Genomic DNA, 23,539 nt, shown 5'->3' with positions numbered 1-23,539 from the left:
GTTTTGCTACAGTTTAGCAAAAACACGTATTTCCTCGCAATGTTTCACATTGGTCTGCCGAATTCGGGCAATGATCTGATGTGCAACAGTAACAAGTAAATAATGATCCGCCACCTTTAATAGTTGTGGTTCCTAATTCTGAAACTTTAATTTTTTTAAAGTTTAGCTTTCTGTTCGCTTTTTTGTTTTTCATAATAATGAGTTTTAATGTGAACTCACTTGAGTTCGGTTCATAAAAAAATTGATTGATGAATTCATCTACAGATTTCAATAGACTGAAAAAAGTTCAAAATCTGCTATCTAGATGACTTAAAGCTACTCATAAAATTGAGTATTTCCTACAACTTTACAAAAACTTTAACTACAGAATAAAAAATCTCTAAATTTGAAACAATACATTATATTTACACCGACGAAGTAATCGCATTATTATGGAATATATCAGTGTTTTTGATATGCTTAAAATCGGCGTTGGTCCTTCAAGTTCACACACTTTAGGTCCATGGAGAGCTGCTGAAAGTTGGATTAAAGAATTGAAAGCTGCCCATCTTTTTGATGACGTCACTTCTATTAAAGTAGATTTGTTTGGTTCTTTATCCCTAACGGGAAAAGGGCATGCTACTGATGTAGCCGTAATTCTTGGTTTGCATGGTGCTGATCCAGAAACCGTTCCTACGCAAAACATTCCTGTAATTATGAATGCGATTAAAAACCGAGGAACGATCTATTTTAATCAAGAAAAAGAAATTCCTTTTACACCAAGTAAAGACATTATTTTTAATACTGACTTTTTACCTTTTCATCCAAACGGAATAACGTTTCATGCTATTGTCAATCACAAAATACATTCAGCTACTTTTTATTCTATTGGTGGCGGATTTGTGGTAAAAGAAGATGAAACTCATGATGACACCGATCATCCGATTCGTATTTTTCCATTTCCGATTAATAAAGCTACTGATTTGCTCAATTTTTGCGAAAAGGAACAAAAGAAAATTTCCGAAATTGTGCTACTAAACGAAACATTACTCCGTTTTCCAGAAGAAATTGATGCCGAATTGCGTCGCGTTTGGAATACGATGTTAGAATGTATGTATATTGGTTGTCATACTGAAGGAACACTGCCTGGCGGATTGAATGTGAAACGTAGAGCGTATGACATTCATCAAAAATTAAAAGGACATTTACCTTATAACTCTCCCGAAGAATGGTTGCAAACTATTCGAAAGACAACTGTAAAATTTCGCCAAATTTTTAAATGGGTAAGCTGTTTTGCACTTGCTGTGAATGAAGTAAATGCTTCTTTAGGACGTGTCGTAACGGCACCAACCAACGGAAGTGCTGGTGTGATTCCTGCCGTTTTAATGTATTATATGGTGATTGAAAATCATAAAGCAGATTTTAATCAGATCAAACGATTTTTGCTTGTTGCAGGTGAAATTGGAAGTATTTTCAAAAAAGGAGCCACAATTTCTGCGGCTATGGGCGGTTGCCAAGCTGAAATTGGTGTTTCGTCTGCCATGGCGGCTGGCGCATTGACAGAATTGTATGGTGGTTCGCCTGAACAAGTAATGATTGCTGCCGAAATCGCTATGGAACATCATTTAGGATTAACGTGCGATCCAATTGGCGGTTTGGTACAAGTTCCGTGCATTGAGCGAAATTCTATGGGCGCGATTAAAGCGATTAATGCTGCCGAATTGGCAATGGAAACCGATCCGAAAGATGTAAAAGTTCCACTTGACAAAGTAATTAACACCATGTGGGAAACTGCAAAAGATATGAATTCGAAGTATAAAGAAACCTCTGAAGGCGGATTGGCAGTTGGTGTACATTTGGCGGATTGTTAGGGTTCGCTACGCTCAATTTAAAGATTCCTGCGCTCTCAGGAATGACCGATATATAATCAAACTAAGCGAAGCGATCAAAAAGCGTTCACCTTGAGCTAAGTCGAAAGGAAGCGAGCCAAAAAACTACTCCCGACAACCTTTTTTACGTCTCGTATCAATCAGATAGATAATTTTCCATTTTCCGTTGTCTTTAAACAGTTGAAAAGAATTTACTCCGCAATGTAGAAACTTTCCATCAAGCCAGAATTCATAAGGTGTCCAAACGTTTGCCATGGTTCCATCAACTTGTACGTTGTAGGAAAGAATCTTTTCGTTCCATGTGGGACTTTCTGCCCTACTGACAACTGCTTTTATGAAACCATCCGCTTTCTGATTTCGCAATACAGCTTCTCCTTTTTTATTCATAAAAGTCGTTTGCAAAATGATATCTTTATGAACTACTGCTTGCATCATTACCGAATCTTTTTGGTGAAAACCTTCAAAAAACTGGATAACAGCTTGTTTTGCAGCTATTTCGTCTTCCGTTTGTGCATTCAAGCGAAAGCTTCCTATTACAATGAGGAGAAAAATATAATACTTCATGATAGATTTATTTTGTAGAAATTTAATCAAAAAAATAAAAAACTGACTAGCTTTACGAAAGTTTTAGGAAATATGAAATCGTTTTTACCTGTTTTAGTATGTTTGATGTGTTGTTTCAATGGTTACAGCCAAAACGCAGACAATATATATTTGAGACACGATCATAATTACGGATCAGTATATTCGTATGCAGTTACTGAATTTATCATTCATTCAGATTCCACTTACACCAGAAAAGATTATGATCTTTCAAGTAAGAAAGAATGGATAAATTACAAGCAATATACTCCTGAAATTTCTAAAGGGAAGATTCATACAAAAGGAAAATTTCAAATCTTAACAGCATATCGCAATGGCTATAAAACTGACTTTTTTTGGACTGTAAAAATAAAGAAACGAAAACTTATTTTTTATATTGAAGGCAAAAAAGGTACTATGCTTAGAACGGTTACTTATAAACGAATAAAAACGATTGATTGAATGCCAGTTACACCTATAATACAAACGCTTCCGCAGAAAAAACTCATCGGAAAATCTGCTCGAATGTCCTTAGTTCAAAATACAACACCAATGCTTTGGAAAAGTTTTATGCAAGCGCGAAAAAGTATTGAAAATGTCGTGGGAACAAATTTGTATTCAATTCAAGAATATGACAATCTTTCGTATTTTAAAAACTTCAATCCGCAAACGGAATTTACAAAGCATGCGATGGCAGAAGTTTCTAGTTTTGATACCATTCCGGACAATATGGAAACTTTGACGATTGAAACTGGTTTGTACGCAATGTTCATCTACAAAGGATTGCCGCAAAATTTTCCACAAATGGCGAATTATATTTTTACCGAATGGTTGCCAAATTCTGAGTATATTTTGGATAACAGACCACATTTTGAAGTGTTGGGAGCAAAGTACAATCCGACAAGCGAAGATTCGGAAGAAGAAGTTTGGATTCCGATTAAAACAAAATAAATTATAATATGTACATCATCTCACTTACCTACAAAGTTCCGCTAGAAACCATAGATCAGCATTTGGATGCGCACATTCAGTATTTAAATACACAGTACGAATTGGGCAATTTTCACGCTTCTGGAAGAAAAGTTCCAAGAACTGGCGGCGTTATTTTATCAAAAATGACTGATAAGCTAAAATTGGCAACAATTTTAGAACAAGATCCGTTTAAGATTCATGATTTAGCCGATTATGAGATTACAGAATTTGTTCCGAGTAAAACTTGTGTCGAATGGTCTTTTTTGAAGGAAGTTTAGACTAAAAATAATATATTGCAATAAATTTATAAACATAATGAAAAAAACTTTAATTATTGTATTACTGGCATTAGTATCAACTGTATCTTATGCCCAAAAAGTAAAATTTAAAAAAGGAAAAATCGTGATTGACGGGAAGAATATTTTTTCTTACGAAAGAAAAGAATTTGGAACAAAATTTACCATCTTTTCATTAGATGGAGAAGATGAACTCGTCTACATGGAACACGATATCAACGGAACTAACACTTATTTTGATGATGATATTAAAAAGCTCGTATTTTTAGATAGTGAAATAAAGTTTCATTCATACAGTTTAGCTGGATATAGCTGGAAAAAATTGATAAAATTACTTTATAAGAACAAGGTTTTTAATGACAATGGTGAAATTGATATAAAAAAATTAAGGAAATTTATGCTGAAATATCAATAAAACTCTAAAAAAGAACTTAAAGCTAATAATTGTACTAATTGTTAGCTTTTTTTATGGAATGAAAGTAAAATTAAGTCAGAGAAGTTATCGCACGAATTTTTATTCTTACTTTTACACCTTTAGAAAACCGAATATATGTCAGTAGCAAAAAAACAATATAAAAGAGTGACCGTAAAATCATTGGTGGAAATGAAAAGTAATGGAGAAAAAATTTCCATGCTGACCGCTTATGATTATACCATGGCAAAAATTGTAGATGGTGCCGGAATTGATGTCATTCTCGTGGGAGATTCTGCAAGTAATGTGATGGCAGGACACGAAACAACACTTCCCATTACGTTAGATCAAATGATTTACCACGCTTCTTCAGTTATTAGAGCCGTAAAAAGAGCGTTGGTCGTGGTTGATATTCCGTTTGGAAGTTATCAATCAGATCCGAAAGAAGCATTGCGTTCTGCGATTCGAATTATGAAAGAATCTGGCGGACATGCCGTAAAAGTTGAAGGTGGAAAAGAAATTAAAGAATCCATTAAACGCATTCTAAACGCTGGAATTCCTGTAATGGGACATTTAGGATTAACACCACAATCTATTTATAAATTCGGAACGTACACGGTTCGTGCCAAAGAAGAAGCTGAAGCTATACAATTGAAAGAAGATGCTAAAATGCTTGAAAAAGCAGGTTGTTTTGCGATTGTTTTAGAAAAAGTTCCTGCAAAATTAGCCAAAGAAGTTGCGGCAAGTATCTCGATTCCTGTTATCGGAATTGGCGCAGGAAATGGTGTTGACGGACAAGTATTAGTAACACATGATATGTTGGGAATGACACACGAATTCAATCCGCGATTTCTACGTCGTTATTTGAATATGTATGAAGAAATGACCAATGCTTTTAAACAATATGCCGCAGATGTAAAATCGGTTGATTTTCCTAATGAGAAGGAGCAATACTAATTTTTGTTGTTTGTTGTTTGTTGTTTGAAGAAATCATTTTCATTTAAAATTTAGTATTCAACATCTACAATTTTGGTTATAAATTGTCACGTCACTTCGATTTAGAAATTCTGCACATTGAGCGGAGTCGAAATGAAAGAATTTGGTATCGAGAAGTACTTTGAAACATAAATAATTCTCAACACGAACTGAATTCATAAAATTAGCTATCAAACTCAGTCTAAAATGTCCAAAATAATCTCCACAAAAAACAATCTCCAAGTACTCTACGAAGACAATCACATTATCATTGTCAACAAGCGTGCAGGCGATATTGTACAAGGTGATAAAACGGGCGACAAACCACTGAGCGATGTCGTAAAAGAATATATTGCGGAGAAATACAACAAACCTGGAAACGTGTTTTTGGGCGTTGTGCACCGATTGGACAGACCAACCACAGGAATTATCGTTTTTGCGCGAACTTCCAAAGCGTTACCGCGCTTGAATAAACTTTTTGCGGAAAAGAAAGCCAAAAAAACCTATTGGGCAATTGTAAATAATATGCCGCCAAAACAACAAGATACATTGATACATTGGCTTCGGAAGAATCCGAAAAACAACAAATCAACTGCTTTTAACAAAGAAATTCCAGGAAGTAAAAAAGCTATTTTAGACTATACTGTGCAAAAAAAATTAGATCGTTATGTATTGCTTGAAATTGCCTTACACACAGGAAGACATCATCAAATACGAACACAACTTTCTGCCATTGGCTGTAAAATAAAAGGCGATTTAAAATACGGTTTTGATCGCAGTAACAAAGATGCTAGCATACATTTACACGCTCGGAAATTAGTCTTTACACATCCTGTAAAAAAAGAACTTTTAGAAATTATTGCGCCGTTACCCAATGATCCTGTTTGGAATGCGTGTTTATAATGTAAAATGATCTTAAAATCTTCAAATAATATACTGTTGATAACATCTTAAAAACTCCTTTCCCAAAAAAGATGATTCTAAAAAGAAAAATTTAATTTTAAGAATAGCTAATACAAACCATACAAATTTGAATATATGCGCATAGAAAGTGGATTGAAACTTGGGTTTAAAGATGTAATGATTCGCCCAAAACGTTCAACATTAAAAAGTCGTTCGCAAGTTACGCTACAACGGACTTTTAGCTTTTTACATCACTCTTATCAATGGACAGGAATTCCGATTATGGCAGCTAATATGGATACGGTAGGAACGTTTGAAATGGCAAAAGCATTGGCTTCCAAACAACTATTTACTGCAATTCACAAACATTATACATTTGAGCAATGGAGTAAATTTATCGCTTCGGCTGATCCAAATTATATTTCGCAAATTGCCGTAAGTACAGGAACTGGCGAACAAGATAATGAAAAGTTACGTTTGCTTTTTTCTACATTTCCACAACTAAAATTCATCTGTATTGATGTTGCAAACGGATATTCGCAACATTTTGTTGATTTTGTCAAACAAGCCCGAGCACAATTTCCAGACAAAGTCATTATTGCAGGAAATGTGGTAACAGGCGAAATGGTTGAAGAATTATTGCTTTCTGGTGCCGATATTGTCAAAGTAGGAATTGGTCCAGGTTCGGTGTGTACCACACGTGTAAAAACGGGCGTGGGTTATCCGCAACTCTCGGCAATCATTGAATGTGCCGATGCTGCACACGGTTTGGGCGGACATATTATTTCTGATGGCGGTTGCACAACTCCTGGCGATGTAGCAAAAGCTTTTGGCGCTGGTGCAGATTTTGTGATGCTTGGCGGAATGCTCTCTGGACATTATGAAAGTGGTGGCGAATTGATAGAACGAAACGGGGAAAAATTCAAACAATTTTACGGAATGAGTTCTGCTACTGCGATGGAAAAATACGTTGGTGGCGTCGCAGAATACAGAGCTTCTGAAGGAAAAACGGTTGAAATTCCATTGAAGGGACACGTTTCTGATACTGTTCAAGATATCTTAGGTGGCATTCGTAGTACGTGTACGTATGTTGGCGCTTCTCGCTTAAAAGAATTGACCAAACGAACAACTTTTATTCAAGTTTCTGAGCAGGAAAACAGAGTGTATTCTTAGGTTTCTGGGTTTTGGGTATTAGGTTTTGGGTTGTTTGGTGATCGGTTTTGAATCGTAGAGTAATTGATAAAAGTTTGTTTTACGAATGATTTCGGCAATCGTAACTTCTTTTTTATAATCAAAAGCATCTTCTTGATCTCTAAAACAAAAATTATAATTAATTGTATCTAAATTGATACAAATATCTTTATATTCATAATCAGAAGTTCGTGTTATTACACGTGCTGCATCTTTTTCTATGAGTTTCTTAATCGTTTCCTTTCCGTGAATTTTTATCAACGTCAAAACTTTTAAAGAATCGGATGATTTTTGCGCAATCCAAACATCATCTGAATCTAAAAAAGACAAACATGCTGCGTATTCAGATTTTAAATACAACATTTTAGCTTCTACAAAATCTATTTTACTAAGTGCTGAAAATCTAGCGTTTCCACAAAAGCCATAGTCTTTCTTTTTGGCACGTTTCAATAACCTCTCAACTTTTTTATAATTTGGCTTTTCGGCTTCTAGTAATGCATCTGCTCTATCAATTAAGCTGTAATTCTGTGCATACACACTAAAAGTCATCAGTAACAATAATACGCTTCCTAATAATTTCATTTCTTTTTATTTTGAATCAAAACTAGCTAGAATAGTCGCTTTTAAAAAAGAAGAATGCGTAAACAGTGTGGTTGAATGAGTGAATTGGCTTTCAGTACAAAATTATGCTACATATGTATTTTTTAAATATACAGTAAAGAATAGATTTAAAAAGTACGGTTTTCATTAATTTCATGTCCATAGCTATTAAAAATACGGTACATCTCTCCTACTTCTACACACACAAGCCAAACTTTTAGCATTTTTTTAAAGATTCGCCGAATAAATAATATATATATTTACCGCTATTGTTATTTTTGCCGCATGGGAAGAAAGAATCGTAAGAAATTGTTTGAACACGTTGAAGTGGTAGATACTGCTACGAAAGGAAAAACAGTAGCCAAAACGGAAGAAGGAACAGTGATATTTTTACCAAATGCCGTTCCTGGCGATGTAGTAGACATTCAAACCTATAAAAAGCGAAAAGCATACTACGAAGGGAAAGCTGTAAAGTTTCATTCGCTTTCAGATAAACGTACCGAACCTGTTTGCGAGCATTTTGGAACGTGTGGCGGTTGCAAATGGCAACACATGGTGTATGAACATCAATTGTTTTACAAGCAGAAAGAAGTCTTGAACAATTTAACTCGCATTGGAAAAGTAGCATTGCCAGAACTGACACCAATCTTAGGAAGCTCGGAACAATATTTTTACAGAAACAAAATGGAGTTCTCGTTTTCAGACAGTCGTTGGTTAACGCAGGAAGAAGTAGATTCTGATGAAGATTTAGGCGACAGAAATGCGCTAGGTTTTCACATTCCAGGGATGTGGGACAAGATTTTGGACATCAACAAATGTCATTTGCAAGCCGATCCTTCAAACGCAATTCGAAATACTATCAAAGAATTCGCAACCGAAAACAATATTGCGTTTTTCAACACACGTCATCAAACTGGATTGTTGCGTACGCTTATGATTCGTACTTCGTCTATTGGTGAAGTGATGGTGTTGATTCAATTCTACAAAGAAGACAAAGAAAAACGTGAATTGCTATTAAATTTTGTACAAGAAAAATTTCCTGAAATAACGTCTTTACTCTATGTAATCAACGGAAAAGGAAATGATACCATTTACGATCAGGAAGTAATTTGCTATGCTGGACGAGACCATATTTTTGAGGAAATGGAAGGTTTACAGTTTAAAATAAATGCAAAATCATTTTATCAAACAAATTCCGATCAAGCATACGAACTGTATAAAATAACACGCGATTTTGCTGGTTTACAAGGTGATGAATTGGTATATGATTTATATACAGGAACGGGAACTATCGCACAATTTGTTTCAAAAAAAGCAAAAAAAGTAATTGGTGTAGAATCTGTACCGGAAGCCATTGAAGCGGCAAAAGAAAATGCTGCTTTTAATAATATTACCAACACAGAATTTTTTGTAGGTGATATGAAAAAAGTGTTTAATGCTGAATTTATTGAAACACATGGAACGCCAGATGTCATCATTACCGATCCGCCACGTGACGGAATGCATGCAGATGTTGTGCAACAAATTCTTAATATTGCACCAAAAAAAGTAGTGTATGTAAGTTGTAATAGTGCAACACAAGCGCGCGATTTAGCATTGATGGATGCAACGTATAAAGTAACAAAAGTACAAGCAGTAGACATGTTTCCGCAGACGCATCACATAGAAAATGTTGTGCTTTTAGAAAGAAGAAATTAGAAAATAAAAAAGCAGATGAAAAAATTATCCTATATAGGAATCTTAGGAATGCTTCTCATAGCAGCATTTATATCGTTTTCCTGCGAAAAAGATGATATTTGTGTGGAAGGAACTATTACGACGCCATTATTGGTCATTGAGTTTTTTGACATTAACAACAATTCTGGTGAAGAACTTGCTAAAAATGTTACCAATTTATGGGTAGAAGCTGTCGATCCAAACACAGAAGTTATTAATGGTGTTACATTTATCGTAGATCCGATTCAGACAACTCCACAAACGACAAATACCGTTTCTATTCCACTGCGAACACAAGAAGGAACTACGGCGTACCGATTTATTTCTGGATATGAAGAAGATGAAGATGGCATGCAAATAGCAGGAAATGAAGACATTTTGACGTTCAACTATGAAACACAAGAAATTTTTCTTTCCAGAGCTTGCGGCTATATTACCAACTACACCTTAAATATAAATGATGGCGCCGTTGTGACTGATGATTCAGAAAATTGGATCAACACCGACACAGGAATATTGATTTCAAACATAAATGTTCAAAATGAAACCGTTACACATGTTAAGATATATCATTAGTATACTCACCATATTTGTCTGTAGCGTAAGTTTTGCGCAAGATGAAGACTTAGCAACACCAACTGTATTAAATGATACAGTACCAAAACAAGATACCTATGCATTGCGTGTTGGTGTTGATGCCAGCAAACCACTGCGCATGTTGTTGGATGACAATTATCAAGGTTTTGAAATTGCTGCAGATTTCCGATTGACAAAAAAGTTTTATCTCGCAACTGAATTTGGAAATGAAAAGAAAACAGTAGATGAAGATCAGCTAAATTTTACCACAGAAGGAAGTTTTGTAAAAATAGGATTTGATTACAATGCTTATGAAAACTGGTTTGGTATGCAAAATGCCATTATTGTCGGAATGCGTTACGGTTACAGCACACACAAACAAACATTAAACAGTTATAGAACCTATCAGACCAATCAGCATGTAGATGATGTTAGCGTACTGACACAAACGCCAGGAACCGAATTTTCTAATCTCAACGGACATTGGGTTGAGGTTGTCGCTGGTATAAAAGTTGAAGTGTTGAATAACGTTTACATGGGATTTAGCTTGCGTTTAAATCGACTGTTAAGCACAAAAGAACCAGAGAATTTTCAGAACTTATTCATTCCTGGATTTAATAAAGTTACGACCGATAATAATGTCGGCGCAGGATTTAATTACACCATTAGTTATTCGATTCCAATCTACAAAAAGGCAAAAAAGAAGAAAACGGAAGAAGACGCTGAGGAATTGAGTCCAGAGTAAAACGCTTTAACTGTTAAAAATATTGGTTGTTTAGTTTTTAAATTACACATAACTCACAGAATCCATCTTAACTACGGTATTTCTGCTTTTTTTGGTAAATCACTTCAATATATGAAAGATAGAATCACAATTATAGCAACATCTAAACTATTAGACGATAAATTGTCTGAGTTGCAAGAAGTTGTTCAAAAATTGCAAGCACATTGTTCTGAAACGGAAAAAGGCATGCTTCAATACGATTGGTATATTTCAGAAACTGACAATACCGTTAAAGTTTTGGAAACGTATACGGATTCTGAAGCTGTATTATTTCACTTTGACAATTACAAATCCTTTTCATCAAGATTGAATGAAGTAAGGTCTTTTGTAAGTTTAGAAATATATGGCAATGCAAGTGATGCTTTAAAGAAAAGAGTACAAAAGATCAATGCTCAGCATTTTACGGCAATCTCACATTTGAATACGTTAAAGTAATTTGTGCTGTTATTATTTTTGACAAATTCTTTTTGATGGAAACTAAAATGGATTTAACTTCTTTGTAAATTCAAACAGTATAAATATCCTAAAAAGATATTTTTTTGATTTGCTAGCTTTCTAAAAATCTACCTTAAAATTAGCTATTTTTCAATTTATTATTCACTACTTTAGATTGAAATTTAATGCTTATGGTAAGTATGACTATTGACAAAAAAGCACGTTTGTATGCTATAGAAAAGCATCGAGACACGAATCACATGTATGACCAATATCCGTATGAATTTCATTTACAGATGGTTGTCAATGCTGCAAAACAGTTTTTACATTTAATTCCAGAAGAAGCACAACACAATGTTTTGGCAGGTTGTTGGGTTCATGATGTGATTGAAGATGCACGGGAAACCTATAATGATGTCAAAAAAGCACTGAATGAAGATGTTGCCGAATTCGCGTATGCTTTAACCAATAACAAAGGTAGAAATCGTAGCGAACGAGCTGGTAAAAAATATTATGAAGGCATTCGAAACACGCCATATGCAACATTCATAAAACTCTGCGATCGTATTGCCAATGTGACACATTCTAAAAATACAGGAAGTCGCATGCTTGAAGTATACCGAAAAGAAAATCCTGCATTTGTTGAAAAATTACATGATGAAAAGTATGTTGAGGTGATTGCGTATTTGGAAGATTTGTTGAAGGAATAATTTTCTAACTTAAAGAATACCTACACTTCCTTATGATCTTTGGTAAAAATTGAACTCATCATCACTTTTTTCTTGCCACCTTCTTCAACAACTGCAAATTTTGGAGCTAAAATACTCGCGATTACCGCAGAAATTAATGCCAACCATAAGGTGTTTAATTTCAAAACATAACCAATGGTTAAACGAAATGCCAAAAAGATTAACATAAAGGCTACAAAGTTGTAAAGTACTGCTTTTGTTTTTGGTTGCATCTATCTAAATTTTAATTGTCGTTTTCTTTATTTTGAAACTTTGCTTTTTTGCTTCCTGCGTACATTTCGTACTTTACCAAACGAGATTCTAACTTTCCATTGAAAACTTTTATTTTTCGTGACGGACGCAATCCGACAAATTTTAAAGCTTCTAAGTTTGAAGTGATAAACCAAGCGTTTGTGTTGGCATATCCTTGCTTGAGCGTATCTCCTATTTCGGCATAAAATTCTTCCATTTCAATATGCAAACGCTCGCCGTATGGCGGATTGAACAATATATGTAATTTTTCATCATTTTCTTTTTGTGTCTCGAAAAAGTTTGCACGACGAATCTTGATGTAATCATCTAAGTTAGCATTTTTCACATTGTCTTTTGCTTTCTGTACTGCCGATGGTGCTTTATCGTATCCGTAAATGTTGTGGTGAAATTCACGTACTTTTCGCAAGCACGATTCTTCAATCTTTTCAAACAAATCCACATCCCAATCTTGCCATTTTTCAAAACCGAATTCTCTACGGTTGATGTTTGCTGGAATATTACATGCAATCATGGCTGCTTCAATAGCAATCGTTCCACTTCCACACATCGGATCGAGCAAATCGCACTGTCCGTCCCAACCAGACATCATCACCAAACCTGCCGCCAATACTTCATTAATTGGAGCAATATTGGTTGCCGTTTTGTAACCGCGTTTGTGTAGAGAACCTCCTGAGCTATCTAAAGAAATCGTACAGTCATTATTCTGAATGTGTACATGAATACGCAATGTCGGAAACTTTAAATCTACATTTGGACGTCTGCCTTCTGTATTTCGGAATTTATCTGCAATTGCATCTTTCGTTTTTAAGGCAATAAATTGTGAATGTGTAAATTGGTCAGAAGCCACAGTAGCATCAATCATAAACGTATCATTGTGTGACAAATATTTATCCCAATGCATATTATACACCTGATCGTACAAATCTTGCTCATTTCTAATTTTAAAATAACGAATCGGTTTTAAAATTTTAATTGCAGTACGTAAGCATAAATTTGCTTTATACATAAAACCTTTGTCGCCTCTAAAACTAACATTACGCGTTCCTTTGCGAATATCTTGTGCGCCCAATCGTTTTAGTTCGTCTTCGAGTAAGTCTTCAAAACCATGTAACGTTTTGGCAACCATTTTAAAATTATCTTGTCTCATTTGCTATTGTAATCTGTTTGCAAAAGTACGTTAATTTGAGAATGTAGCAATCAATCAATGTATTAATATCATGATGTGTTTTGTTTGAAGATTTCATCAGAATGAATTTAAAACTTGAGAATCATTTTACACTATCTGTAAGTTTATATACATTCATTACAATATAGTATTAATACTTTCTCACTTTTTTAGTATGTCCATTAGGATGTAGTCTATGGCGACAACTACTTATATCTCCGTTTGGATGCGCTCTGTGTGTACAAGCTACTACATGTCCATTAGGATGGCAAGGCACGATACGATTGTAGTAATCTCGGCATCTGTGTTGACATCGATACAAATCACCATTTGGGTGCGCCAAATGTATGCAATTTGTCAAGTCTCCATTTGGGTGCGCAGCATGATTACATGCTACAGTTACATATTTGTACTGCACTTCACTACTATTGGTATTGCTACTTCCTTTTACCGAACGATATCCTTTTAGTACTAATTTGGCTCTTTTTCTACCTGATGAATGCGTATGATCGTTGTCATTTTTAGGCAAATTGTATAAGTAATTATACACTATATTGATATCATAATTATAAGTCGCTAAAAACTTTCCTGCATATACATCGGCTTCATCTTCGGTTTGAGTAGCAGAAGTTCGTATTTTCCACGTAGAACCATACGGATTGTATACATTCGATTGATGTCCCAAGGCTTGATGTCCCCATTCGTGTGCAAAAACAAAAGCTAGTACGTGTTTATTTTTATTAATGGTAGAATAATCTAAAATAATTAGTCCTCCGTTATGTGCTTGTCCCCAATTAAATGTTTGACTAAAAATAATTGGGTAATCCATTCCGGAGTAACGCTTTAATTGTTTGTAAACATTATATGTTTTTGGATAATTATAGGCGTAGTATACTTTTCCACCATAAGCATCTCTCCATTCGTTAATCATATAACGTTGCTTGTCTGTTAAGTTGTATTGAGCAACTATATTTTGACTGATAGATAACAATAATATTAATAAGAAAAGCTGTTTTACCTTCATAAAGTTTATTTTTTTACTCATTAATCGAGATTTGAATGCTCCAACGTATTAATTTAAATTTAGTTGCTCTACTATTTTATTCTAGTTTCTTTAAAGCATATATCAAATCAAGTACGTGATACACACTTTTTTTATTGTCAAAAAAGAAACTTGTAGATGAATTAGGCTTTGCATCTCTTACAAATTGAAGCATATGAATAGGTTCGCTTGCTGTACCTGCAAATTCATAGGTAAGTCTAGTGGTATCTAAGTCGTAACGTAGCCCAAAGTCTAATATTTTTTCTCCCGTATTATAGTATATTTCGGCATTTTTTAATTGCGTACTTATGCAATGTTCTTTTAATACCTTTTGCAATTCATCTATGATTTCATCTTTAGATTGTGCATGAATATTTAATGTAATCATTGAAATAATGGCAACGATGAGTACTTTCATAAGTAATGGTTTATGTGAATTTTATAATTATCATGTCTGCAATATAGCTAAGTTTACATGTTTTTTAGAGCTTGCTTATGCTTTGAATAAAAACTATTTAAATCTACTAAAGGTAGTAAAAAACATGCTCCTGTAAGTATTGATATATTATACATAAGTCTCAGTTTTTTATATTACTATTCAATAAGTATCCCAAGACATACAAATATACAGAAATTTGTTTGCAGCATTTTTTATTTTCATTAGTGGTATGTAATTAAACAAATAATTGTATTACGTTACACAATTATTTGTTTATATGACGCTTTTCCAAAAATTATAAAATGGGAAGTTTACACGTAAAACAAATATGAATTGAATACTTTTCTGGCATAAAATTTTAAAGATACTTTTCAAAAAAAATTCACTTCCGCCATAAAATCATCAAAAAAAGCATCATTTTTTCAAATTTCACCACCACTAAAAGTCCCTTATTGATAAATACAGTGTGCCATTATGTTCCAAAATCAGGCTTTTAAAGGAAAATAGTGACTTTCATTTTAAATTAATTTAAATATCTAATAATCAGTAATTTAAAAATAATTTACAGATCGTGATATTTATAAATATCATGCTTTTATTTATAAATCCAATTTTACAACACTTTTCTTGACCTCTATTTCTTACTAAGTTTACAATGTCGTTAAAACACAACGATGCTCATTAAAAAATTGAAATACAAATGCAATACTTACAAAGACATATCAGCAAAACTAAAATCATGTTATTCATGATGACGTTTGTGTCAAGTATTACACTCGCACAAAATAAAGTAACTGTAAAAGGTTTTGTAGTAGATACCACAAATGTACCTGTGTCGTTTGCAAATGTAGTCATCTTAGAGAAAGATACAAATACAATAATTAATGGTGCCATTACAGACGAAAATGGTCGTTTTACAATTAAAGTTGCCAAAGGAACTTATACATTAAAGATTACTTTTTTAGGCTACGAAGATTATCAACAAGAAATAAATACCAATATCACTTTAGACATCGGCAAAATTGAATTGCAAGAAAATTTAAACGAATTGGATGCCGTTGTCATAAAAGCCAAGCGTGAAATGATTTCCAGACGCGGTGACAAACTGCTAATGAAAATAGAGAACAACGCTTTCGCGGAAGGAAAAAGCGCCGCAGAGATTCTAAAATATGCACCAAATGTGTGGGTTGATCCTAATAGTGACGCGATTTCTATAAAAGGACTTTCTGCTACCATTATGATCGACGGAAAACGTACCAATATGAGCAGTGCCGATTTGATGAACTATCTCAGTTCGCTAGCTGATAACGAATTGAAAACAATTGAAATCATTTCGAATCCGTCTGCACGTTACGACGCCGAAGGTTTAGGCGGAATCATCAATATTGTAACCAACAGAAAGAATAAAAAAGGCTTAAACGGAAGTATCAATACCAATACGGAATACGCACAGTTTTTTAGTCACAGCGCTTCATTACAGCTAAACGCTCAAATAAATAAAAAGCTTTCGCTAAAAACATATTTGGTACACCAAGATGGAACGTATTTACGTAATGAAGATCGTACCGAACGTATTTTAAACTCCGGAGTTGATTATATATACAAACGTGTAGATACCTCAACCAACTCAACGGCATATGCAAATATAGATTTGCTATACGATATCAGTGAAACGGACAATTTGACTTTTCAATACCGAATACTCAATAACGACAGCGAACGCTTTCAAAACAATGATTTATTAATTACTGACGATACAGAAACATTTTCTAACGGAATTTATAACAATCGAAGAAAAAGAGATCATATGTCAGTCGGAATAAATTATAACAAAAAACTAGATACGCTGGGACAGGAATTATCAATCATCACTGATTATTACACCTCAGATATTGAAGCCAGAAACCAATATATCAATCTATTTTTTAATGGTGATGGAGATTTGATAAATGATAACAACAGACGTTCAATTTCGCCAACAACTTATGATATTATTTCTGCGCAAGTAGATTATAGCAAACCTATCAATGACAATATGCTAGAACTGGGATCAAAAATAAGTTCTGTAGAAAATACAAGTAATACAGTCTTTGAAGATTTGATAAATGGCGAATATGTAGTAGATGATAATTTTACCAATAGTTTCAACTATGACGAACAAATTGTTGCAGGATACGCTTCGTATGCTATAGACAAATTCATCACAGAAGGATTGAGTCTGCAAGTAGGATTACGTGGAGAATTTACCAAAGGACGTGGAGAAATTCCGAATTCAAATTTCACATTATCTAAAGATTATTTCAATCTGTTTCCAAGTGTATTCTTAACCAAACAGTTAAAAAATAAGGCTTCTGTGGGAATCTCGTATTCAAGACGAATCAACAGACCAAATTATATGAGATTTAATCCAACGATCTTTTACATTACTGACTTTACCTCACAAGTAGGAAATCCAGATTTAGATCCGACCTATACCAATGCTTTAGAGCTTACGTATAACAAATCTGACCTAAACGTATTGCTATTCTTTGATGATATTCAAGGAGAAGCAAGAGAAATACTAACGCAAACATCACCAACGGAGCTGCGTTACCAATGGAGAAATTTAGACAAAACGTACATATACGGAATGTCGGCATCATACAACAAAAGAGTGAATGATTGGTGGACATTATTTGGAGCCGTATCATGGTATGGAAAAACATACAAATCGACTTTTGCAGATGCTGTAGACAACATAGACGTTTCCAAGGGAACAGTACAATTTCAGGTAGCTTCACAAATGAAACTACCGTGGAATATGACCTCAGAGATTTCCTTTGAGTATAACGGACCAGAAACCAACGGACAGTTTGAAACTGGAGAAAACTATGCATTTTACATCAACCTCTCCAAACGTATAACGAAAGACTTGTCATTCTATCTAAAAATAACCGATCCGTTTGACAACCTCAGGTACATTTTTACCAATACACAACGAGGAATTAGAACCAATCAGTTTAGAAACAATTTCAATACTTCTGTCCGGTTGACCATGCGATACAATTTCGATTTTGGAGGAGAAACTAAGAAGTTTAGAGTTAACAAAAGTAATTCAGATCTGCGAAACAGATCAAACTAAAAATATAACATAGCGCAATGTTTACAGGCGGTAATCCGAAAAGCCTTGATTAGAGTAGGAAATTAACAAATCAATTTTTAAATATTATTATTATGAAAAATCCAGCAGAATTTTTAGGAGCAACAGTTTTATCACCAATGGACCAAGACAAATTAAGAGGTGGTCTTAAAACGGATCAACAACAACAACAGCAACAACAGCAACAACAACAAGCTGATTTGCCATCTGAGCCAATCCGTGGATAATACGCTGTTTGTCTATGTAAAACAACAGAAGGAAGAAAAGTTCCATTTTTCTTCCTTCTATTAAAAAATCCAGCGATACAAGTAATAGCATTGAGTACTTATTAGCCATTCAAGATATACCTGTATCTAATTATAAATACCAAAATACGAAAAATTATGATACAACAAGAAACCACAATACAAGAAAAAGCATTTAGTTCAAACTGGTGGAAAGAGTCTTTCCTAAAAACCACGAACACACTGACCAAAACCTCTGTATTTAAAGACTGTATTTCTAAGGATGAGACGGCACTCATGCGTGAAGAAATTATGAGTATAGTAAGATTGCTTTGTAAATTAAGAACTACTCAATTTGGATTTAGAGTTTTTGTAGACGGAAAAAAATTATCATACAAACAAATGAACGAGGTGTACGACATGCCACCAAAAGAAGGAGAGTCTGTAAATAGTTGGGCCAAACGAGCGTTTGGAGATAAAAAAATTGGAATAATCATCAATCGTGGTGAAAAACTAAACAACGAACTAGCTACGCGAATGGCGTACAAAATTTCACCATTACTAAATCAAGTAGGAACACCATTATTAGGTGTAAACTTTACCATATTTATTGGAAATTACGGATGGACGCCACTTGGAATCCATACCGACGCACCAGGAGAAAGTGTTACACATTTTCACTTAGGTCCTGGCGACAAAACAATGTATACCTGGAACAAGGAGGAATATGAAGACCTTGCCGGAGACAAAAAATTTAACAACAAAAACGTAGAAAAGTTTTTACCATATGCAAATGTGCATCCGTTTGAAGAAGGCGATTTATACTATATGCCGCCAAATGAATTTCACATTGGTCGCTCTGATGAACTTTCTATCGGATTGACACTTTGGTTAAACAATCACCAGAAAAAAGATTTGGCTAAAAAACTAATGAACGTGATTTTAGATCAATATTTGGAAGAAAGTGAAGATACGATGAAGCCAGATAAAAATCCACTAGAAGATTTAAGTGCTGCCGAACAAGCTTTATCATTAATCAAACTTCCTGAAGACATTAAAGATTTACCTTTTAGTGAAGTAATGGAAAATGTATTTAAAGACTACCGATACTCTTTGTATAGTAACTCAGGATACTGGACACGACCATTTCCAAAGGAAGATGAAACAACATATACATTAGAAGACAGCTTCGTATTAGAAAAGCCGTTTGTTATGAAATATGTAGAAACCTTAGATCGTAAAAACATTTACATCTACGTACGTGGTACAAAGGTAGTATTGAACAATCATGCCTGTATCAAAACTTTAATAGAGACAATTAATAAAGGAGAAGTAATGACCATTAAAGAAGCATTTGCCATTTTAGACAGCGAATGGGACGACAATATTGGGTTCTATATTATCAATCTTCTTGACACACATAATGGAATTCGTAAGTTGTCATAAAACTCTGCGAAACCATCAACAAAACTTTAGGGTTTCTTTAGAAAAGTAATCTTATTTACAAATAGCTTCCACAGACAGTTTTTAGTATAAAAATACTATTGCAATATATGCATTAGCTAGGATTACTATGTCAAATTTAAGCTCAAATAAAAAACACTTTCCAGAAGTTAACTTAAAGAATATCAACATAATAGCACATAATTAAAGTATCATTATTATGAAAAAAACAAAAAACATCAAAGCAATTTTAGGATCAAAGGTAATCAGTCCTTTAGACGAAGTAATTGGTGGAATAGCAGGCTGTTCGCCTATGTGCGACAATCCTACAACGCAATGCCAATGCCAAGGACAGCAGCAACAATTACCTTCAGAGCCTGAAAGAAGAACTTGATATAAAATATAACATTGCGCAATGTTTACAGGCGGTAATCCGAAAAGCCTTGATTAGAGTAGGAAATTAACAAATCAATTAAATTATTTTATTATGAAAAATCCAGCAGAATTTTTAGGAGCAACAGTTTTATCACCAATGGACCAAGACAAATTAAGAGGTGGTATTAGAGCAGCTCAACAACAACAGCAGCAACAACAACAGCAACAAACTGCCTAATACGCAGTAGCTGTGAAGTTAAAAGCGTGAATAAGAGTAGCGTTTTATAATAAGAGAGGAGCTAGCTCTCCTCTCTTACTTATAATTTTCACATAAACCTTAAGTAACTATTATGAAAGTCATCAACACACCACAAGCACCGCCAACACCACCAGTAGCCAAAACACAACATTTGCCAAATGGTTGGGTACATGCAAAATCAATGACCGATACGTCCTATTCGTTTTCATGCACATTTGACAGTGACGCACAGAAAAAAATCATTAAATGTATTCGTGAAGAATTTGACAGTTTTTCAAAAGAATTCATCAACAAAGTATTTAGTAAAGTAGTTTCAAGCGAATATGCATATGCAATTGAATTGAAAGATACTGAACTAAAAATGGGCTATGAATTATTTCCAATCGAAACAAAAAGTAAAAAACAACAGAAAGTTAAAAAACGTTTCAAAAAGTTAGAAAAAGCCATCATGAACTTGTAATTCTTACATTTTACAAACCAAACATCATACACAAGCAACTTAAAATCACAACGCCATGTTATTCAAAAGAAAAATAAAATTCTTACCACAGCACGATCAAATGGATTGTGGACCAGCTTGTTTGCAAATGATTTCTAGATATTACGGAAAAAAATATTCGCTGCAATATTTAAGAGATCGTTCTTTCCTGACCAAAGATGGTGTGAGCATGTTGGGCATTAGCAACTCTGCTAAAAACATCGGATTTGACGTATTATCACTTCGAATTTCAGTTGCTGAGGTAATTAAAAAAATAGACAATCCATGTATTTTACATTGGAATCAAAATCATTTCGTAGTATTAAACGAAATACGAAAAAAGCCTTTTACGGGCGAGCTTGAATTCGTTATTGCTGATCCTGGACACGGAATCATCAAACTAACGGAGCAAGAATTTAAAAAACAATGGTGTATTGAAAATGATGAAGGTGTGCTTTTATATTTAGAGCCATCAGAAGAATTTTACGCCAAAAAAGAAGTGCCAAAAGCCAAAAAAGATAAATCGACTTCCTTCCTATTCTCCTATATGAAATCGTATAAATGGGAACTGACACAACTTATTTTTGGACTAATCGCAGGAAGTTTAATCACCTTAGTATTTCCGTTTTTAACACAGGCATTGATTGACAATGGTGTGAAAGATCAAAGTATCGACATCATTAAAATAATCCTGATTGGACAGTTATTCCTTTTCTTCGGATCTGCCATTATTGAAATTATACGTAACTGGATTACGCTTTACATCGGAAGTCACATTAACATCAAAATTATTTCAGACTTTTTACTGAAGTTGATGAAATTGCCAATTCGCTTTTTCGACAGTAAAATGATGGGAGATTTTACCCAACGTATCAGCGACCATGAACGCATTGAAAATTTCCTGACTTCACAAAGTCTATTAACACTCTTTTCGTTAATCAACTTGTGTGTGTTTTTAGTTGTGTTAGGAATTTACGACATGACCATTTTGGGAGTTTTTATCGTACTAACTACCGTTGCCATCGTTTGGGTATTTATATTTCAGCGAAAGCGAAAAATACTAGATTATATCCGTTTTCAGAGCAAAGCGTTAAATCAAGATGCTGTATATGAAATGATTAACGGAATGCAAGAAATTAAACTGAACAACTTTGAAAAATTTAAACGTAACGAATGGGTTGACATTCAGTTGAAACTATTCAAAATAAGCACCAAAATATTAGTTTTAGATCAATACCAATCGGTTGGATATTCTTTTATCAATCACTTTAAAAACATTTTGGTAACCTATTTTGCCGCAAAAGAAGTGATTTTAGGAAACATTTCTCTTGGTGCTATGTTGAGTATTACCTACATCATTGGGCAAATGAACGGACCACTAAACCAACTGATTACTTTTATTCGATCGTTGCAAGATGCTCAAATTAGTTTGGACAGATTGAGTGAAGTGCATACCCAAAAAGAAGAAGAAAGCAACGCAATTGTGACCGACAACTCATATTTAGATTACAAAACACAAAGCGGAATTCGTTTGGCAAACCTATCCTTTAGTTATGACGGAACTGACTTTAGAAATGTATTAAAAAACCTAGATTTACATATTCCGAGAGGAAAAACAACTGCCATTGTTGGTGCTAGCGGAAGTGGAAAAACAACATTAATGAAGTTACTACTTAAATTTTACGCACCAAGCGAAGGTCATATTTTTATAAATGATACCAAACTTCAAGATATTTCAGCACGCGAATGGCGAAAAAATATTGGTGTCGTTATGCAAGAAGGTTATATTTTCTCGGATACTATTGAACGTAATATCGCTACGGCAGATGATGAGATTGATGCAGAAAAAATGGCGCATGCTATAAAAACATCCAACCTTCAAGAGTTTGTGGAAGAATTGCCAAACGGATTGAAAACGAAAATTGGCGCTTCTGGAAATGGCGTAAGTGGCGGACAGAAACAACGAATTCTAATTGCGCGCGCCGTATATAAAAATCCTGATTTCTTGTTCTTTGATGAAGCCACAAGTGCGCTTGACACTGAAAATGAACGTGTTATTATGGAAAATGTAAATGCATTTATAAAAAATAGAACTGCCGTAATTATTGCACACCGATTGAGTACTGTAAAAAATGCAGATCAGATTGTGGTGTTGCAAAATGGAAATATTGTAGAAACTGGAAAACACGACGAACTCGTTATGGAACAAGGTTACTATTACAACTTAGTAAAAGATCAACTAGAATTAAACAGAGCTTATGGATCGTAAATTTGAATCATTACTGAAAAACAACCGAAACTGGTTGTCAAAATACGGCGGACTCATTTCTGTATGCATTATTGGTTTGCTGATATATGGAGTTTTTCAAATTCGTATTCCAAAATATGAATTGGTAGAAATTGTTGAAAAAAACACGGTTTCTATTCCTGCTGAAACGGCTCCAAAACTTACAAAAGGTGCTATTTTGGAAGTTCAGAATGTGGCGGGCGAAGAAATTGCACTGACTGTTGTTTCCTCAGAAAGTAAAAACGACAAAAACTACATAAAATATACTGCTACAGAAACACTTGCGGCAGATACACAGTATAAAATTATCATCGCAGAACACTCGTTATTGAAAAGCATTAGTGGTTCGCTAATGAGAAAATAGTTTTGTTTTTTGA

The 23,539-nt window shown here is 34.2% G+C and carries 28 protein-coding genes; 21 read left to right on the top strand and 7 right to left on the bottom strand.

The features are described from left to right. Positions 1-13: 13 nt before the first annotated feature. Complete coding sequence (locus tag KAOT1_RS03325) at positions 14-193, bottom strand: hypothetical protein (RefSeq protein WP_007093279.1); 180 nt, start codon at positions 191-193, stop codon at positions 14-16. Between the two features lie 238 nt (positions 194-431). Between KAOT1_RS03325 and KAOT1_RS03320 the strand changes: the two genes are divergently transcribed. Then, positions 432-1,850 carry an L-serine ammonia-lyase gene (locus KAOT1_RS03320; RefSeq protein WP_007093278.1) on the top strand — a complete coding sequence of 473 codons (1,419 nt, stop codon included), beginning with the start codon at positions 432-434 and terminating at the stop codon, positions 1,848-1,850. A gap of 123 nt (positions 1,851-1,973) precedes the next feature. Here the strand turns inward: KAOT1_RS03320 and KAOT1_RS03315 are convergent, their stop codons facing one another. After that, positions 1,974-2,432: a nuclear transport factor 2 family protein gene (locus KAOT1_RS03315; RefSeq protein WP_007093277.1), complete on the bottom strand. Its 459-nt coding sequence runs from the start codon at positions 2,430-2,432 to the stop codon at positions 1,974-1,976. A gap of 72 nt (positions 2,433-2,504) precedes the next feature. Here KAOT1_RS03315 and KAOT1_RS03310 point away from each other — a divergent pair, with 72 nt between their 5' ends. The 7 genes from KAOT1_RS03310 to KAOT1_RS03280 all read left to right on the top strand — a co-directional run bounded on the left by KAOT1_RS03310 (position 2,505) and on the right by KAOT1_RS03280 (position 7,181). Then, positions 2,505-2,912, top strand: coding sequence for a hypothetical protein (locus KAOT1_RS03310; RefSeq protein WP_157560019.1), 408 nt, complete (start codon positions 2,505-2,507; stop codon positions 2,910-2,912). Next, positions 2,913-3,401, top strand: coding sequence for a GyrI-like domain-containing protein (locus KAOT1_RS03305; RefSeq protein WP_007093275.1), 489 nt, complete (start codon positions 2,913-2,915; stop codon positions 3,399-3,401). Positions 3,402-3,409: 8 nt separating this feature from the next. Continuing rightward, on the top strand, positions 3,410-3,700 hold the full coding sequence (locus KAOT1_RS03300) for a YciI family protein (protein WP_007093274.1): 291 nt from the start codon (positions 3,410-3,412) through the stop codon (positions 3,698-3,700). A gap of 37 nt (positions 3,701-3,737) precedes the next feature. Beyond that, a complete protein-coding gene (locus KAOT1_RS03295) occupies positions 3,738-4,133 on the top strand; it encodes a hypothetical protein (protein WP_007093273.1) in 396 nt (131 codons plus the stop codon). Positions 4,134-4,268: 135 nt separating this feature from the next. Further along, on the top strand, positions 4,269-5,087 hold the full coding sequence (panB, locus tag KAOT1_RS03290) for a 3-methyl-2-oxobutanoate hydroxymethyltransferase (RefSeq protein ID WP_007093272.1): 819 nt from the start codon (positions 4,269-4,271) through the stop codon (positions 5,085-5,087). 225 nt (positions 5,088-5,312) lie between these two features. Beyond that, positions 5,313-6,008: an RluA family pseudouridine synthase gene (locus tag KAOT1_RS03285; RefSeq protein WP_007093271.1), complete on the top strand. Its 696-nt coding sequence runs from the start codon at positions 5,313-5,315 to the stop codon at positions 6,006-6,008. A gap of 135 nt (positions 6,009-6,143) precedes the next feature. Further along, positions 6,144-7,181 (top strand): GMP reductase, encoded by a 1,038-nt coding sequence (locus tag KAOT1_RS03280; RefSeq protein WP_007093270.1) that lies wholly within the window; start codon positions 6,144-6,146, stop codon positions 7,179-7,181. Positions 7,182-7,199: 18 nt separating this feature from the next. Here the strand turns inward: KAOT1_RS03280 and KAOT1_RS03275 are convergent, their stop codons facing one another. Continuing rightward, positions 7,200-7,781 (bottom strand): hypothetical protein, encoded by a 582-nt coding sequence (locus tag KAOT1_RS03275; protein ID WP_007093269.1) that lies wholly within the window; start codon positions 7,779-7,781, stop codon positions 7,200-7,202. A gap of 303 nt (positions 7,782-8,084) precedes the next feature. Between KAOT1_RS03275 and rlmD the strand changes: the two genes are divergently transcribed. The 5 genes from rlmD to KAOT1_RS03250 all read left to right on the top strand — a co-directional run bounded on the left by rlmD (position 8,085) and on the right by KAOT1_RS03250 (position 12,020). Further along, complete coding sequence (gene rlmD, locus KAOT1_RS03270; RefSeq protein WP_007093268.1) at positions 8,085-9,497, top strand: 23S rRNA (uracil(1939)-C(5))-methyltransferase RlmD; 1,413 nt, start codon at positions 8,085-8,087, stop codon at positions 9,495-9,497. A 15-nt stretch (positions 9,498-9,512) separates the two neighbouring features. Then, positions 9,513-10,091: a DUF6452 family protein gene (locus tag KAOT1_RS03265; protein ID WP_007093267.1), complete on the top strand. Its 579-nt coding sequence runs from the start codon at positions 9,513-9,515 to the stop codon at positions 10,089-10,091. Next, positions 10,072-10,836: a DUF6048 family protein gene (locus tag KAOT1_RS03260; protein WP_007093266.1), complete on the top strand. Its 765-nt coding sequence runs from the start codon at positions 10,072-10,074 to the stop codon at positions 10,834-10,836. Before KAOT1_RS03265 ends, KAOT1_RS03260 begins: the two co-directional genes overlap by 20 nt. A gap of 111 nt (positions 10,837-10,947) precedes the next feature. Next, positions 10,948-11,310 (top strand): putative quinol monooxygenase, encoded by a 363-nt coding sequence (locus KAOT1_RS03255; protein ID WP_007093265.1) that lies wholly within the window; start codon positions 10,948-10,950, stop codon positions 11,308-11,310. Positions 11,311-11,501: 191 nt separating this feature from the next. Next, entirely contained in the window at positions 11,502-12,020 is a 519-nt protein-coding gene (locus KAOT1_RS03250) for a hypothetical protein (RefSeq protein WP_007093264.1), read from the top strand. A 20-nt stretch (positions 12,021-12,040) separates the two neighbouring features. On the opposite strand, the gene KAOT1_RS23170 is transcribed toward KAOT1_RS03250, so the two are convergent. The 4 genes from KAOT1_RS23170 to KAOT1_RS03230 form a co-directional block, all read right to left on the bottom strand. Then, a complete protein-coding gene (locus KAOT1_RS23170; RefSeq protein WP_007093263.1) occupies positions 12,041-12,271 on the bottom strand; it encodes a hypothetical protein in 231 nt (76 codons plus the stop codon). 11 nt (positions 12,272-12,282) lie between these two features. Continuing rightward, a complete protein-coding gene (locus KAOT1_RS03240; RefSeq protein WP_007093262.1) occupies positions 12,283-13,458 on the bottom strand; it encodes a THUMP domain-containing class I SAM-dependent RNA methyltransferase in 1,176 nt (391 codons plus the stop codon). A gap of 169 nt (positions 13,459-13,627) precedes the next feature. Continuing rightward, entirely contained in the window at positions 13,628-14,521 is an 894-nt protein-coding gene (locus KAOT1_RS03235; protein ID WP_040559294.1) for a M48 family metalloprotease, read from the bottom strand. 55 nt (positions 14,522-14,576) lie between these two features. Further along, on the bottom strand, positions 14,577-14,936 hold the full coding sequence (locus KAOT1_RS03230) for a hypothetical protein (RefSeq protein ID WP_007093260.1): 360 nt from the start codon (positions 14,934-14,936) through the stop codon (positions 14,577-14,579). A gap of 721 nt (positions 14,937-15,657) precedes the next feature. On the opposite strand from KAOT1_RS03230, the gene KAOT1_RS03225 reads away from it, so the two are divergent. The 8 genes from KAOT1_RS03225 to KAOT1_RS03205 all read left to right on the top strand — a co-directional run bounded on the left by KAOT1_RS03225 (position 15,658) and on the right by KAOT1_RS03205 (position 23,526). Then, on the top strand, positions 15,658-18,078 hold the full coding sequence (locus tag KAOT1_RS03225) for an outer membrane beta-barrel protein (RefSeq protein WP_007093259.1): 2,421 nt from the start codon (positions 15,658-15,660) through the stop codon (positions 18,076-18,078). Between the two features lie 92 nt (positions 18,079-18,170). After that, on the top strand, positions 18,171-18,323 hold the full coding sequence (locus tag KAOT1_RS23300) for a hypothetical protein (RefSeq protein WP_007093258.1): 153 nt from the start codon (positions 18,171-18,173) through the stop codon (positions 18,321-18,323). Positions 18,324-18,479: 156 nt separating this feature from the next. Beyond that, positions 18,480-19,766, top strand: a complete 1,287-nt coding sequence (locus KAOT1_RS03220) for a cupin domain-containing protein (RefSeq protein WP_007093257.1) — start codon at positions 18,480-18,482, stop codon at positions 19,764-19,766. 217 nt (positions 19,767-19,983) lie between these two features. Beyond that, a complete protein-coding gene (locus tag KAOT1_RS22670; protein ID WP_007093256.1) occupies positions 19,984-20,157 on the top strand; it encodes a hypothetical protein in 174 nt (57 codons plus the stop codon). 93 nt (positions 20,158-20,250) lie between these two features. Then, a complete protein-coding gene (locus KAOT1_RS23655; RefSeq protein WP_007093255.1) occupies positions 20,251-20,376 on the top strand; it encodes a hypothetical protein in 126 nt (41 codons plus the stop codon). 112 nt (positions 20,377-20,488) lie between these two features. After that, positions 20,489-20,857: a hypothetical protein gene (locus tag KAOT1_RS03215; protein ID WP_007093254.1), complete on the top strand. Its 369-nt coding sequence runs from the start codon at positions 20,489-20,491 to the stop codon at positions 20,855-20,857. Between the two features lie 55 nt (positions 20,858-20,912). Further along, on the top strand, positions 20,913-23,144 hold the full coding sequence (locus KAOT1_RS03210) for a peptidase domain-containing ABC transporter (protein ID WP_007093253.1): 2,232 nt from the start codon (positions 20,913-20,915) through the stop codon (positions 23,142-23,144). Continuing rightward, positions 23,134-23,526, top strand: coding sequence for a hypothetical protein (locus tag KAOT1_RS03205; protein WP_007093252.1), 393 nt, complete (start codon positions 23,134-23,136; stop codon positions 23,524-23,526). Before KAOT1_RS03210 ends, KAOT1_RS03205 begins: the two co-directional genes overlap by 11 nt. The last annotated feature ends 13 nt before the right edge of the window (positions 23,527-23,539 follow it).

The organism is Kordia algicida OT-1 (assembly GCF_000154725.1).
Lineage (GTDB): Bacteria > Bacteroidota > Bacteroidia > Flavobacteriales > Flavobacteriaceae > Kordia > Kordia algicida.
This window is presented reverse-complemented; position numbering and strand designations above follow the sequence as displayed.